The 14643-nt window shown below is 43.2% G+C and carries 14 protein-coding genes and 1 CRISPR repeat array; of the genes, 4 read left to right on the top strand and 10 right to left on the bottom strand.

All coding sequences use genetic code 11. The features are described from left to right. The first annotated feature begins 639 nt into the window (after positions 1–639). From ACM2FC_RS19165 to ACM2FC_RS19155, 3 genes are all read left to right on the top strand, one after another. Positions 640–915 (top strand): helix-turn-helix domain-containing protein, encoded by a 276-nt coding sequence (locus ACM2FC_RS19165; protein WP_498482615.1) that lies wholly within the window; start codon positions 640–642, stop codon positions 913–915. Further along, positions 908–2143, top strand: a complete 1236-nt coding sequence (locus ACM2FC_RS19160) for a type II toxin-antitoxin system HipA family toxin (protein ID WP_498482614.1) — start codon at positions 908–910, stop codon at positions 2141–2143. The genes ACM2FC_RS19165 and ACM2FC_RS19160 overlap by 8 nt, the downstream gene beginning before the upstream one ends. 123 nt (positions 2144–2266) lie before the next feature. Continuing rightward, the gene (locus tag ACM2FC_RS19155; protein WP_498482612.1) at positions 2267–2713 is read left to right on the top strand and encodes a hypothetical protein; all 447 of its coding nucleotides are present in this window, start codon (positions 2267–2269) and stop codon (positions 2711–2713) included. A 217-nt stretch (positions 2714–2930) separates the two neighbouring features. Here the strand turns inward: ACM2FC_RS19155 and ACM2FC_RS19150 are convergent, their stop codons facing one another. From ACM2FC_RS19150 to ACM2FC_RS19135, 4 genes are all read right to left on the bottom strand, one after another. After that, positions 2931–3434 carry a GNAT family N-acetyltransferase gene (locus tag ACM2FC_RS19150; protein ID WP_498482611.1) on the bottom strand — a complete coding sequence of 168 codons (504 nt, stop codon included), beginning with the start codon at positions 3432–3434 and terminating at the stop codon, positions 2931–2933. Then, the gene (locus ACM2FC_RS19145; protein WP_498482610.1) at positions 3431–3703 is read right to left on the bottom strand and encodes a type II toxin-antitoxin system TacA family antitoxin; all 273 of its coding nucleotides are present in this window, start codon (positions 3701–3703) and stop codon (positions 3431–3433) included. The genes ACM2FC_RS19150 and ACM2FC_RS19145 overlap by 4 nt, the downstream gene beginning before the upstream one ends. A gap of 312 nt (positions 3704–4015) precedes the next feature. After that, complete coding sequence (locus ACM2FC_RS19140; protein WP_498482609.1) at positions 4016–4183, bottom strand: hypothetical protein; 168 nt, start codon at positions 4181–4183, stop codon at positions 4016–4018. A 12-nt stretch (positions 4184–4195) separates the two neighbouring features. Continuing rightward, entirely contained in the window at positions 4196–4510 is a 315-nt protein-coding gene (locus ACM2FC_RS19135; RefSeq protein WP_498482690.1) for a helix-turn-helix domain-containing protein, read from the bottom strand. 242 nt (positions 4511–4752) lie between these two features. Between ACM2FC_RS19135 and ACM2FC_RS19130 the strand changes: the two genes are divergently transcribed. Then, complete coding sequence (locus ACM2FC_RS19130; RefSeq protein WP_498482608.1) at positions 4753–4932, top strand: hypothetical protein; 180 nt, start codon at positions 4753–4755, stop codon at positions 4930–4932. 130 nt (positions 4933–5062) lie between these two features. Here ACM2FC_RS19130 and cas6f read toward each other — a convergent pair whose 3' ends face one another. From cas6f to cas1f, 6 genes are read right to left on the bottom strand one after another with little or no spacing between them, the layout of a single operon-like run. Beyond that, the gene (cas6f, locus tag ACM2FC_RS19125) at positions 5063–5617 is read right to left on the bottom strand and encodes a type I-F CRISPR-associated endoribonuclease Cas6/Csy4 (RefSeq protein WP_498482607.1); all 555 of its coding nucleotides are present in this window, start codon (positions 5615–5617) and stop codon (positions 5063–5065) included. Positions 5618–5619: 2 nt separating this feature from the next. Then, positions 5620–6606: a type I-F CRISPR-associated protein Csy3 gene (gene csy3, locus ACM2FC_RS19120; RefSeq protein ID WP_498482606.1), complete on the bottom strand. Its 987-nt coding sequence runs from the start codon at positions 6604–6606 to the stop codon at positions 5620–5622. 19 nt (positions 6607–6625) lie between these two features. After that, the gene (gene csy2, locus ACM2FC_RS19115) at positions 6626–7558 is read right to left on the bottom strand and encodes a type I-F CRISPR-associated protein Csy2 (RefSeq protein WP_498482605.1); all 933 of its coding nucleotides are present in this window, start codon (positions 7556–7558) and stop codon (positions 6626–6628) included. Then, positions 7558–8841 carry a type I-F CRISPR-associated protein Csy1 gene (csy1, locus tag ACM2FC_RS19110; RefSeq protein ID WP_498482604.1) on the bottom strand — a complete coding sequence of 428 codons (1284 nt, stop codon included), beginning with the start codon at positions 8839–8841 and terminating at the stop codon, positions 7558–7560. The genes csy2 and csy1 overlap by 1 nt, the downstream gene beginning before the upstream one ends. 34 nt (positions 8842–8875) lie before the next feature. Further along, positions 8876–12184, bottom strand: coding sequence for a type I-F CRISPR-associated helicase Cas3f (cas3f, locus tag ACM2FC_RS19105; RefSeq protein ID WP_498482603.1), 3309 nt, complete (start codon positions 12182–12184; stop codon positions 8876–8878). After that, entirely contained in the window at positions 12181–13128 is a 948-nt protein-coding gene (cas1f, locus tag ACM2FC_RS19100) for a type I-F CRISPR-associated endonuclease Cas1f (RefSeq protein ID WP_498482689.1), read from the bottom strand. The genes cas3f and cas1f overlap by 4 nt, the downstream gene beginning before the upstream one ends. A gap of 306 nt (positions 13129–13434) precedes the next feature. After that, a CRISPR array of direct repeats spans positions 13435–14364; the repeat unit is 28 nt; unit sequence TTTCTTAGCTGCCTGTGCGGCAGTTAAC. Positions 14365–14643: the final 279 nt, after the last annotated feature.

The following is a 14643-nucleotide window of genomic DNA, read 5'->3' as shown; positions in this document are numbered from 1 at the left end:
GGGCTTCGCGTAGCGTATTGCCAATGCTTGTCGGTGTGTTGACTAGCATCATAATACCCTCACTTAGCTGATTACTCTTACAAAAAACAAAAGTCCATTTAAATTCACTTTTGAATTTAACCTTAGAAGCAAGTATAGATAGGTGTATTATTTTACCCTTATATATTCATTACAATGAACACAATTAGAGTTGTTAGGATATCGGCACACTTTATTGCGCGTAAAAAAGCAAATTTACACACTTTTATGCGCATAAAAGTGAACAGGTAGAGCCCTATGACCTTATTTGTAACGATTTCGGGTAGTGCTTGTTTAATAGATCTGAGTGGAAGCTTGTCAGTGCCAAAAGATATGAATAAAGGTGTGTGGGATAAAGACTACAGATACTAGCTTCTATTGACATAATTTGAACGCAGCTACCTGTTAAAAATATCTACTATTATAACAAATAGCTTATTAGTAACTCAGAAAATGCTACTATAGTAACAACTAAAATACCCCAATGATATTGATATAACTCATTGCATGGTTCGTTCACTGAAATAATGGTTAGCACAACCAAAAAAATGTTACAGTAGTAGCAATAATCCCATAAAAGGCGCTATAATTACTATTATAGTAGCAATTTAAGGGGCATCTATGTTATCTCTTTATACCGCCCATGATTTACAAATAGAGCTCAAAGAGTTTATCAAGTCAACTCGGAAAAAAGATAAGCTCAGTGTTCAGAAGCTAGCAGAACTCTCCGGGGTGCCTTACGCCACGATCAGAAAGTTTGAATCGACTGGCAATATCTCATTGCGTCAGTTCCTGATGCTTTATGAAACCGTCGGTGACTTGAAAAAAGTGAAAGAGCTGACAAAGCCATCTGAACCTGAGTTTAAATCTATAGAGGATGTACTTCGCCATGCTTAAATCAGCACTAACCGTAAAACGAACGCTAAGTACTGGTGAAAAAATCGTCGTAGGCAAACTCGTTGAGAATAGTAAACAGAGCTTTTTTCAATTCGATGAAGCTTATTTAGATGCTCACCCAACCTCTCTAGCTCCATTCAATTTAAAAGCTGACACAAGCCTACAAGGCGCACCTAGAGCTCCTCATTACGGTATTCATGGCGTATTTGGAGATAGCCTCCCTGATGGCTGGGGGCTTTATCTAATGGATCGTGTATTTAGACAGAACGGTCATAACCCAAGAGAAATTACAGCCCTAGAGCGTTTGGCTTACCTAGGTGACAGATGTATGGGAGCGTTAAGCTATGAGCCTGAATTAGATTTACTTGATGAGTCCAAGGAATCGATTGATATCATTACTCTTGGCCGATCTGCTATTGAAGAATTTGAAGGCACCGAGTCTGCTTTACTTGAGCACTTGATGAATACGGGTGGATCGGGGGGGGCTAGACCCAAAATGAATGTTACTCGTTTATCGAATGGGCAATACTCGACATTAGATAACGCTCCTGGAACAAAGCTCATCGTAAAGCTAACATCTGAAAAATTTGATTTGAAGCACTCTGAATCATTAGTCGAGTACTGCTATATGCAAGTGGCCCGCAACGCCGGTATTAAAGTACCTAATTTCGATTTAATTGATGCGGGCAATGGACGATTTTGGCTAGAGCAAGAACGATTTGATTGCACAGAACAAGGTGGCCGGCTCCATATGATTTCTGCGTGTGGTTTGTTAGATGCACCGTTTCGTGAGCCTTCTTTAGACTATGTGGATTTAATTAAAGCTACGCGCATTATGTGCAGTGTTACTGAGTCTCAGAAGCTCATTAAGCGTTGTATGTTTAATTACCTAACAGTTAACCAAGATGACCACAGTAAGAATTTTAGTTTCCTTGCCAGTGATACTGATAACTGGAAGCTATCACCTTTCTACGACATTGTTTACAGCCCTAGCCCTTCCCAAGAGCATATGACGGCATTTGGTGGTAATGGTCGAACACCAAAGAACGCCCTTGACCACTTAGCGGCGCAATCAGGGTTGTCTTCCCAAAAGGCGATTATGCTTATGGCAGAAGAAATATTTGAAGCAACACGCTCGTTTAGTCATGAGGCCAAAAACCTAGGCTTGTCACCAATTCTAATCAAGGAAATTGATAGGGATATGGTAGAAAGATATAAGGCGCTGTGAGTATATATGTAGTGACCAGCTCAGATTGACCATGAATTTGTGGGTGATGAAAGAGGTGACTTCTCACCGCCCTAATCGGGCGATGCTTCTGATAAAGTTAATTAATTCGGGAAGAAATATTTAATGATAAGCTCTAACTCAAATGCAAACCTACCAACAGACAACGCGTATAAGTTCTTTGCTCTTTTTGGGCTCATATTAATTGTCTCAGGATGCTACCTATTTAACTCATCCTACAATAACTTCAATAATGAATATATTAAAAATGTTGTTGAGCTGTCTAAGTTTGAAAGCATTGAAAAACCTAGTAAGTACGAAATCCGACAAAAACAAGCTCTTGAGAAAGTGATAGAGCTCCTCAAAGCAAATAAACCATTTAATATAAGAATTTCTATGCTCCTTATATTAGTAGGACTGATAACTTCTATGTATGGATTCTATCGATGGCACTACTACTTACAGCCCAGGCTCGATGAGCTATTGGAACTTCAACTCGTAAAATCCCGATTAGAAATTCAGCAGCTAAAACGCAGTGTATCTAAGCCATTAATTCGCAAGCTAAAGAAATAATGACTAGAACTTAGCGCTTGACTCTATAGGATGTTAAAAGTCGACTGTAGACACACAAAACAAAATCATCAACTTTTTTACTACTTGTACGGCAGATAACAAGGACGTGATTTGGTCTGCTTGTTGATAAGTTTTCTTAGCTGCCTGTGCGGCAGACACTTAACCAGCATACCCCACATTTCAGACTTCCAAAATCAAAGATATTTGAGCTTTGTTCTTAAGGAAGAGCTAGGCTTGCTCTCACATCTGCAATAGTAATGAAGAGTTTGTTGTCAGCATCTTGAAATGCCTGAAAGCCATAACGCTCATAGAAATGTTTTGCACCATCTTTGGCATCAACGATAACAACTGGAAACGCAACGCTATCACTAGCCGTTAATAGCTTTCTGAGTGCGTCGATAAGCAACCACTCACCAAATCCTTTCCCTTTGTATCTGTCATCGATAGCAAGACGAGCGATGAGACCGCCAGAAGTCGATGGTTGGTGCTTCTTTTGTAACTTATCGGGTAATGCCTTTAAGTCAATTGGTGTCATTGTTAGCGTGTAAAAGCCGATGATATGTGAGTTGTCGTTATCATCTTCTAAAACAAACATTCTGGTATTGTCTTTTTTTGCTTGCTGACTCGCCATTACTTTTAAGTAATTGTTGAGAGTTTCGATACCACAGTTGAATCGGTTTCTATCGTGTCTAGCTTTATCTAGAAGTACCGTATTCATCATTGAGTTTTGTTCTCATATCGATCAGAGGCAGCTTTAAGTTTTGAGTTCTGCGCTGCAGGACGGTCTAAAGCTTCCATCAGCAACATAGCATCAGCTTGGCTCAGCTTTAAAGCCTGTTCACGTTCGATGACTTGTTTAGCCTTCTCAATTGCAGCACTTAGAACAAATGAGTCAATACTCGGCATACCAGCGATCGCGGCAGCCTTAGCAAGTAAATCTTGTGAATCAACATCAACTTTAGTGGTGATGTGATGCAAAGTAGAAGCCATAATATTATCTCCTGCTGTGTCAAATTGTCACATGAGTATTATGGTCTTAAAGAGTACAACAATCAGCCGCTGTGTCACTTAGGCACACAAACTCACAAACAATTTAGGAGTGATTCCCCTTACTCAGCATTTTTCATTCCATCGTTGGGTCTTGTGTATACGGTCAGTTTCAAACAGCCTATTTGGCCTATGTTTTTCTTGTCTCTCGATTAGTGCTTCCCTGCGCTGCATCAATAGTCCACCCCATTGTTCTGGGCATGAATCAAGAAACGCCTTAAAGTTTCTGTCCTCCTCCGCATGTTGCTCTCCCACTTATAGTTGGAGTGCTGGGTCTATCTGAGTTGCGTATTTGGATGCAAGCCACTTTTCATCATAATTGAAGCTAAAGTGCTTTTTACCACGAATAACCGAAGACCTTAATGTCCCTACGAACATCAGTTCTTCTGTATCCAGCCAATCCGAATATATGTAAATGTCCACTCTACAATGGCCTCATCGTTTTCTTTTCAGTAACTCTATATCTTGTAGCTTCCGGCCAAGCTCATCATCAAGTGCAACCTTACCCAAATCAGCTAGCAAGCCAAGCACAGCCAATACATTAATATAATGGCCAATAGACACAGATGGATCGCCTTTCACTATCTTTCTCAAAGTAGGCTTTGAGATCCCCGTTCTCTTATGCATCATATCTTGGCTTATTCCACGGCGTTTCATCGCTAACATTATATTCTCACCCAAATTCTGTAAGACTTTTAGATTCTTTGGCATAACCACTGCACTACGCCTAGCTTGAGCATCTCTCTCCATCATAATGAAACTATGCTTTCATAAATCAAACCATAATGAAATTATAGTTTCATTTAATTTCTATAGTCAAAAGTATTTTTACAATAGTACAAACAGGGTTAGCATATTGGTGGTGTAACCAAATATGAAACCATATCTTCACATTTAACCGCCTAATGAAACTATAGTTTCACTTTGGTAATGGCAGGATTTAGCATTGCAAAGAAGTGTAGTTTTAAGCTGCCTGTACGGCAGGTAACCACGTGGCGCACGATGTCATCAAAACCAAAGATTTCTTAGCTGCCTGTACGGCAGGTAACGCCCAGTTCTTAGGTGTGGCGGCGTATGCGTTTTTCTTAGCTGCCTGTACGGCAGGTAACTACTTGAAGAATTCTTCATTAAGACAAAGGAATTTCTTAGCTGCCTGTACGGCAGGTAACTGAGCAAAATACTGCACAACACCATAATATTAAAGAGCTTGTGGCGATTTGCTTAATAAAACCCTTTTTTCACATCCATTTATCAACCTTTATAATTCAGATAGTTAGAATGGCACAAAAAAAGGGTTAAAAACTAAAACCAAGGTATAGTGGCAGTTCGGCTTAAACCGTAGCTACTAATCTCACCTTCCATAGACTGTGAACATAGCTCACCGAGTGCAATATGCACGCGCATAACCTGAGCACTTGATAAGCTTTTAATTTGTAAGAAAGGTAACTTCAGGTGTTGCTGAGCCGAGTCCGGAATACGCTGAAAAGCTTCATCTTCGGACAACCATCCCTTTGCTATCGAACGTCTACGTCGGTTGTTTACCGATTTCCTCTGAACCCTATAAACACTTCTATATCCTTTGATATCACTAGGGACCTTACTAATTTCCGTCACTTCAGTGTAATCACGTAGCCCTTTTAACCAAGGTAATGACATCAGCTTGTTAAGACTTACCTCGCGACCATGCAAGCGTAACACATCTCCCAATGACCGATCATACTTAGGGAAACTCACTGCAACCTCACCTAACGTCGCCTGTGCCATAGTGCGGTGAAATTTCGCAAACAGATTACTCATAAGTACAGGAGCACTCACTTCAAGGTCTGGCTGCACTTGTATATCAAGATAATAATCCATACTTATTCTCCAAAGACACCACCACGGATCAGCATAGCTATTACGTAATGCTGCTGCTCTTGCTCTGGTGCATTACCTTTCAATAACCAGTTATCTAGTAGATTGTAAAAATCTGTTTTTTCTTTTGGTTTTCGATAAGCGACACCACGATTAGTTACACTACCATAAGGTTCAATAGCAATTGGGCCGAACTCATCCGCTTGTGGGTACCAAGTATCGATAGTTCTCAGTGCATTCCCGATTTTCTGAGAGTGCATGGCGGCTTGTCCTTCAAGTTGATATAGGTATTTACTTTTGTTACCACTTCCCGAATTCATTACCAATTCTTGGGATGGAAAAACCGTTTGGCCATTACCTAAAAGGCTCAATGCCTCTACGTTAAGTAGTGCCACCTTCTCCCCCATCAAACCCTGCTCGATAATAGAGGCAATGTCTTTCAGGTCTTGATTTTGCTCACTAAATCCCTTGAGGGTCAAAGCGTAAGAATTGAATACCCACTGTTTATCTTCGTGAGAAATACGTACTTCAACGGCTTCTGCACCTACGCGGTTACGCCACAAAAAACGACCATTAGCTAGGTTGGTCGCATACCGTAGCGCTACTTCCTTAAAGCCATTATTTTCAACGTATTCACGAATCACACTAGCCAGTGCCGTTTGATAGTCAGGGCTATTGCAGGTAGATGGCGTCGATAAGTCACCCAGTACGCGCAATGTAAATTGCAGTTTCAGTGTATCAGCATCAAATGGTAGTGCTGCATTGTCTACTGTCTGGAGATTTGCTTTTTCAACTTCTGCGTCAATTTTGCTCGCCTTGGCACCTTTGACGCGGTTAGAAATCGTGCCGCGCACTGCTTTTTCAAACACCGAGATAGCTCGCCATGATTCTACATTATCACGTTGCTCCCAGTTCCCAGCAAACATCAATGCATCAGAGCACGCCAATTTAGATTCGAAAGCCAGAACAGATGGTGTTGTTAATTTAGTCATATTATTTTATCCCTTAACCTTAAAAGTCGAGTTCGAAGTCATCGTGAGACACCAATTGCGCTTCCATCGAAGACGCGGTATGACACACATAAAATGGATCGTTGTAACGGTGTTGCCAAATTATGTCGCTTAGGTTGTTAATGCGACTAGGGCTACCAATCCATTCAGCAATGCTGTAAACAGATTCCACAAAACTGACTGGTGAATGGCTGTCACGCACATTGGACACTTCACCTGCCTCAAATGTGTTAGCTATTTTTTTATAACCGACTTGCACAGGTACTAGATAGCCAGATAACGGTTTAGTAATGCGTTTCCATTGCACATTTTCTTCACCATTTTCATCCTGACTCACTTCGCACGAATGTTTTAGTGCTGAAAAATCAAGCCAGTTTCGCAGTGTATTTTCTGAGTTAGACGCATTAAACTCTGCAAAGTGGTGGCTCGCATCGGCTAATATGAACCCCGGCAACAGCTTACGCAGCCCTTTTTTATAATTGGTTTCATCGAATAAATGACAATCCTCAATATCAGTAATCACCCCACCTGCCAATTTTTGCTGTTGTGCTAATTGATTAATGTAAGCAAGTTGGGAATGTCGTGTTTGCTCACAAGCCGTATTCAAGCCCTCGCATTCAATGATCAACGATACCGTAAGATGCATGCGGCCTTCTTCAACGATCGGGGCCGTTTTTCCTTCTTTCGTTAATGGGTTGCGTGTCAAAGCGAAAGCATACGGGTCATACAAGGTATCTCGGTAGCAGTGGACTTGGTGTTGATGGCAAACAATCGCGCAACCATTTAACGAGACGTTATGACCACTAAATTGCAGCTTTCTTGATAGCGCATGGGTAAAGCCGAGAAAGTGGCTCACTGCTGGAAAGCCCCATGTCATGCCAGAGATAGCATTCGCATTAGAAACTTTGAGCTGCTTTAATACTAGATACGCCATTAACATACCTCCCATAGCAGTTGCTTAAATTGTTGCCGCCATTCGTCAGCTTCACCTGCGCCAATCACAAAATCCCGTTTAGCGGCTTTTACAACACTGTCTTTGAGCCACAAGCCAAATTCGGCACTCAATGGCTCTCGCCAATCATCATTTTCTTGCTGCCATTTAGGGTTGTTAGGATCTAACCATCTCGCAGCGTGAGCAGAAAGCTGCAAATAGCTATCACTCCAACCAGCAGGCAAGGCTTGCCAGATTGCAGCAGCATTGAATACAGCTTCCGCAATTTCATCGACCTTTTGCGTTAACTTTTCGCGAAGCTCGAGCGTGCTTTGCTTATCGATATTGGCTTTGATAAATGCCGTAAGGTGATAAATCATGGGGCGGGCAACCCGGCTCAACGTATACTGCTCAAAGATAATGGTCGTTTGACTTAATTTAGGGATCTGCGTTTGCCATTTTGGCGCACGTGCATCGAATAAATAAGCCACACCCCCTCGCCCAGAGTTGAGCTGTGAGATATTCTGAGGTTTAGAGCCTCCTGCCACAGTGATCGCTAAATCAGGATAACTAACCAATACACCATCTGAAGCTTGATTGTCTTTGCGCGCGGTACGAATTGACTTCATTTCTTGGCTAAAGCGACAGTGCTGGACCTCATCGTATACCGCTTGTGACAATGAAGACGATTGTATTGGCGCCAATAAATGGTAACCGGATGAATCCTCGCTAACCGGAAAATACACTTGTTTGCTCAGAGCGTGGCTGCTAGGAGCGCTGTCTTTTAATGCCGCCGACAACCCTTCCAGCCAACTGTAGAGCTGCTCGTTATTGCTGGCTAATGCGGCTAGCGGTGAAGAGTCCCTTTGCTTTAAATATTCAAGCAATGTTTTACCTTCTTCATCGCAGAGTTGCAGTAACTTCGCGACATCCAAAGCTGCAGCATTTCCCACAGCATCCACAGCAGGCTGGGCTAGGCTAAACGTATCGAGGTAGCGATCATCGCTACCCATTTGATCCGCTAAGATATTGCTTCCTTTCGCTGCGCTGTGAGTGAATTTTACTGCATGAGTAGCCATTCTGATTTGCCCTGCGCGTTTTGCTGCGCCATCGAGCCAATTACTCACAGTAAAATCAATATCGAGTTTGGCCTGTTTTTCAGCCAGTTTCTCAAGATCGATAGTATCGTCACCCGCTTTACTCACCTCTTTATCGAGCGCTTCTTGTTTTGTTGACTTACGCTCAGCAATATAGGCAACTATTCGCTCGGTTAAAATTGATGGCATACCACCTCCTGCTTCGAAAATAGAATTCCTTGATTCATAATGAGAAATACCGCCCCTCAAATACTCCTAATAACGGTGAATAAAGCCACTTTTTACCGCTTGTTAGTTCTCGGAGTTGAATGGTGCTATAGCGACGCTGCGCCTTTTCAAATTCAATGTCTTGTTGGTCTGATAACAACTGCACTTGATCGATTAGACTTTCGTGGCCGATAACATTCACGCGCTCTGAAAGTGTTAACGGTGGTGCAAGTTCGATCTTATCTTGATCAAGTAATGTTTGACCTAAGTCGTCCCACTCTAACAACTTCACTTCTGCGCTTTGTTCATCCACATCAAGCACGTACTCAAAGCTGGGTGCACTCAAGCGAAACTTGGTTTGCCTTTGAACTTCACCAAACAAATGGGCGTAAGGTGATGACCACCACACGCGCCCTTTATCACGCAAGTTGAACTTTAGCGCCAAGTGCTCCAACTCGATGAAACCCGCCGCGCAGTATAAATCTTTACGTACTAGCAGGTTAGGTTCTTGAACGCGCGATGAAGCATTTATAACGTCAAGAGCATTATCAGCTAATAACAAGGGATCGCTGAGATCGTGACTTGGTAACAATAGCCATGTCTTCTCAATGTACGGTTGAGTACTTTTGGCGCGATAGCGATCTTTTGATTCAAAGCCCGGCTTACAGTAAGCAGGTGAGCGGTTTTCTTCCGCTCTGAAGTTCTTATTGAATACCAAAATATTAGGCAATGAAGGTGCTAGGCGGCGATGGCGTTGCACTCGCCCTGCTAGTTGGATAATCGAGCGCATTGAGCTCGGTTCAGCGATCGCCCAGTCATAATCATGATCGCGCCCTACCTCTGCTACTGGCGTCGCCAACACCACAAAGATGTGATGCTTTTCAGGGTAGTTAGTCAATAATTTCTGCACTGTCGGGTGTTGCGTGATCGGTACCGTGGGATCGCGCTTTAGTAAGCTATCCAGTGCATTTTCTATCGACGATCGTACAACTAAAGCCTGTTGACTATGGTATACGCAGTAGTGAATGCGGGTATCTAATTCAGGAGAACGGGTAAAGAGCTGATTAGCCACAGCGAGCATGGGCTCGATATTGGCCATCCGTACTAGGCCCGCAGAGAAGGTTTTCCCTTGCTCTACCATGCAATGTTGACGCGATAATCGTTGCGCATGATGCAAAATTGCTGACGCAAAGGCATCAACAGGTTGAGTCTGTCCCTCCTCAAGAGGAATTAGCGCCCCTCGATGCAAAGGATTGCTGGCTTTTTCTAGTTGATTAACTCGCCCGGCAACAAACCCTTCGTGGCATTGTCTGAAACTTGCTTTGTCTGCCACAAACTCGGTCGATGCACTGAACTCATCAACCCAAGCTGCGACCACCGAATTGTGTGTGGCATGACCGTTTGCCATATTAAATTGCGTACGCCCATGTTGATAAGCATCAAAAAGCTCTGTGACTAGCGCTGGCGGTAAAGTGGCTGAAGAGAGAATAACCCGCGATCCCAACAGCCCAGCCCAATAAACTAATCGGCATAGCGCTGGTAAATCGGCGACATCAAAATCATCCGGCTCATCAAGAACCAGATCACTCGTCATTAAACGCAGCATCGGTCCAATTTGACGTCCACCACGAACACCTTCTGTCGCTTGAATTAAATGGTCAATAGTGCTCACTGAAACTGGAGCGCTGATGAGTTTATGCAAACTGGCTCGACAATCTTCTTTGAGCCAGCGATTTAGGTAAGTGTTCTCCAATTCGCCATCATATTTTACGTAGTCATCATCAAATATCTGCTGCGATTCGCTACCCGTAAAGGTCGATTCTGGTTCTGGGTTGTTATCTGCCGATTCTTTGTTTTGGTCATAAAGCTCTTTTACTGCCTGAGAGCCAATAGTAACCGCGATATCATCATCGTCGAGATGCAATGTATCTTTCAGCGCATCCCCCGTCTGCAGCGTTAGAGTACGAAGGCCCAGCGCCACACTAAATCGACACCCTTGATGTTGTTCACCCAAAGCGTAAGCCATTTTGGCACTCGCTATTGTTTTTCCTGTCCCTGTGGAACTTGCCAGTACAGCAAATAGCCCTTGTTCTTGAGCTCGATTTTTCTCACCGACCAATACTTCATAGGCGCGGTTCTGCCATCGAAATTTGGGATGGCTCACTCGCTTCTTCAGCATTGGGTGACGTATCAGTGTGGGTAAGGCATTACGCAAACTCGGTAAAATCTTCGCGAGCCGATAAGCGTTGTGAGCAACACCGACACAGTGCTCATCAAGTCTCTGTTTGAGCTTGCGAGTATTGCGGTCAGTATTCGCATAGGCTTTGTAGTTATCATCTTGCCAATGTGCATGTGGTTTATCCGACGAATAAGTATGGTCGGCCAGCATCAATACCATTCGAGCAACATGCATCGGGTATGCACATTCTAGTCGTCCATACTCTGATAAACTTGGCAGCTGCAATGCGCGCTTTGCTAGTGAATTCGCTTTTGCTCTCCATGTAAGGCTTTGCAGTGGTAGACCAAGTGGGAAGTCTCCACATTGCTCTTTTTCCGAAGAATCAAAGTTCTTATGGTTAACGGCATTCCATTCTACTCCAATACCGTTTGCTACCCATTTATCCGCTTCACCAAGATCTCCGCTTAATGCGTTTGACTCTTGCCGCTGAGGTAAACGATGATGCGATACTATAAGCCACGCTATGGCAGCAGCAAGAGGGCTGTAGGCGGCTATTTCACCAAATACAACTCCCTCACTTAGCTTAAAATGCTTTAACACAGCTTCATCGCTATTTTCATCTAGATTACACAAGGCATCGAGCCATGCTTTATCATCTCGCCCAGCGACAAACGCTAAGAATAGCAGCATGGAAACCCATTCATGCCGATACGGCTCAAACCCATCGCCCTTGCCACGCAGTTTATCTTGGAAAAGCGTATTGGCCTTGCCAAAGTCATGAAAGAGACCGGCAATACCCGCCATCAACGCGATGGCTTGATTGCTATGCATACTACTTTCGTCACTGGCTCGAATGATATCGCGCTGAGTGCGGTTAGTTGGCACTGTACCCTCTAAATTGAACTTGCTCCTTTTTCCTACCACCCATAACAACTCAGTGTGGTTTTTGCCATAAATTCGGTAGCAAGCTACTGCAGTGTTTTTTCGCGCGCGCTTTTTAAGTAACACGCGTAGAGTTTTCATTCCTTCATAAGTAATTGGCGTTTGCCAACAGCGCTGGCCTTTACGTTCGCCAAACTGGTCTAATACACGCCTTGTTTCAACCAATGCCTGCTTACTACATTCTGAAATGAGCAAAATGTTCATTGTTTTATTTCCGAGCAGTGTTCTGCAGTCGCTTGTAAGGTCTCTATCATCACGTCTAGCGCATTACCAGAGCGCAGTTGGTTAAGACAACGCTGACGAAACTCTTGCTCATCATCTCCAGCCATAGCTGCAATAAACGCTTGCGGCAGTACTAGTGCATCTTTGGCAATATCTGCAACATCGAATACCAATCCACCTCGACGCGTCTTCCCATGCAAGATAGCCAAACCGTGCGGCAATCCAATAACCCAACATGCTGTAGCACCAAGCCCATAAGCTAAATAATTGCCGTGATCGAGAAACTGGTTCGCGCTGTCGTTGCTACTACCCTTTTCAGAGCGAGTAAATTCCCCATAACTGACTGCTTGGCACGCTAACTTGTATAGGGTCTTAGTGGTAGTTGCTTCTAGCAACAACACATCTTGCGTTGTGTCGCAATCAGTCAATAAACGCTCGAATCTCGTTAAAGCTGAGGTAAGTTGTGATTCAGGAACTGGAAACTCTTTTTGCACACTTACCGAAAGCCAATGCTTTTTAATCATGGTAAGCCGAGATAATTGAAACTGTTTCGCTGCGGCTAAACGCTTGTTATCATCGAACCAGAAACTCACCCACTTCTGTAGATACTCAGTTGGGCGGTATTCAGATTGTGGAGTCAACCAAGAGACATCCACTTCTACTTCATTACTTGCGAAAAGTGGTGTTCCACCGCCGCCACAAAAACCTACCAGTACACCTGCTTTTGCAAACTCTCTCATCGCTGCTTGTGTCACAGATGTCCCTGTACCCAACATTATTGCAGTGGTATTGGCAATTGGGATATTCCAGTAGAGGCTCTCTTTACCTTGGTCAGTAACGTACTCTACTCTTCCACCATTCACTAAAACGCGGCAGTGCTGCAAGTAGTAGAGGTTGGCTCGCTTAGAGTGAAGAATGGTCTTCATATCGCTAGGTGAAAAATCTTTGTTCAATGAATATCCCTTCCATTCCCATACACACTTTTAAGGCTCTTTATTGTATGGCTAAATTTAAAAAAAAGATTGACTCAACAGATAGTTTGATACTTTCCAAAACATTTAATTGGTCGTTTGTATAATATACAGACTACTCCTATTGTATCTGTGAGAAGAGATCTCCAAAATCAAGGTGTTTGACTCAAAAAATTTCCTCTAATTAAGTGGAATGAAACTGGGTTGTACTGCCTGTTCAGCAGTGAACTCATGATGGATAAAGTTGCTGTTGTGCTAACTTTTCTAAGCTGCCTGTGCGGCAGTTAACAATGTGCTGCGTGAATCTGCACGCATTGTTCGTTTTCTTAGCTGCCTGTGCGGCAGTTAACGGCTGAATCGCGAGGATGACCCGACACGTTAATTTCTTAGCTGCCTGTGCGGCAGTTAACCCTAAGAATAAATCGACGTCACTATTTGATATTTTCTTAGCTGCCTGTGCGGCAGTTAACCATGTGACCAACACCGACTGCTGTTACTATTTTTTCTTAGCTGCCTGTGCGGCAGTTAACTTCAGGAACAGGTATTCCTTACCAAGTGCTTACTTTCTTAGCTGCCTGTGCGGCAGTTAACTTGAAAATGTTCAAGTAATGGATGACGGATTCTTTCTTAGCTGCCTGTGCGGCAGTTAACAAAGGAAATTCAGGAACTGGAATCCCATATCATTTCTTAGCTGCCTGTGCGGCAGTTAACGAATCAATTTTTAAAGTTCTTATTGTCATACTTTTCTTAGCTGCCTGTGCGGCAGTTAACCTGTATTTAACTATTTTGAGTCAGGCTCAAAATTTCTTAGCTGCCTGTGCGGCAGTTAACCCGTCCGCCCCATCAGATACATAAAAAGTTATTTTCTTAGCTGCCTGTGCGGCAGTTAACTTAAGTGTATATTAATGATCAACAGCAAAGGATTTCTTAGCTGCCTGTGCGGCAGTTAACCGATCACGATCTGCTTGTTCAGCTTGTCGTTTTTTCTTAGCTGCCTGTGCGGCAGTTAACGCGGTATTTTTAGCAATTTGTTTAATGGTGGTTTTCTTAGCTGCCTGTGCGGCAGTTAACGCGAAAGGAATTCGCGACAAATCGCCCCGCATTTTCTTAGCTGCCTGTGCGGCAGTTAACGCGTATTTTCTGCGCTCTTCCTGTCAAAAGATTTTCTTAGCTGCCTGTGCGGCAGTTAACTGAAGAGTTTAACCTTGAAAGCCTTATTGTAAAAGAGCCAAGCGCAAAATGAGTTCGAAAACCCTTTTTTGAGCTTGTATATTTCGTTACATAAAATCAATAACTTATAACATGGTCAAAAAATAGGGTCTAGTTGGCCAAATAGAAAGAGATAAAATCTGCTTACGCTGTTTTTGAATTTCTAAAATCGGAGAAAGTTGCACCGAGGAAGGTATTTATATGGACTGACCTCTCCCCGCCCTATCGGGCGAGGGTTCTTATATCACTACAAGAACAAAT

Source organism: Vibrio sp. A37 (genome assembly GCF_059777565.1).
The sequence above is the reverse complement of the archived record's forward strand: the minus strand, read 5'-3'. Positions and strand labels throughout refer to the sequence as shown.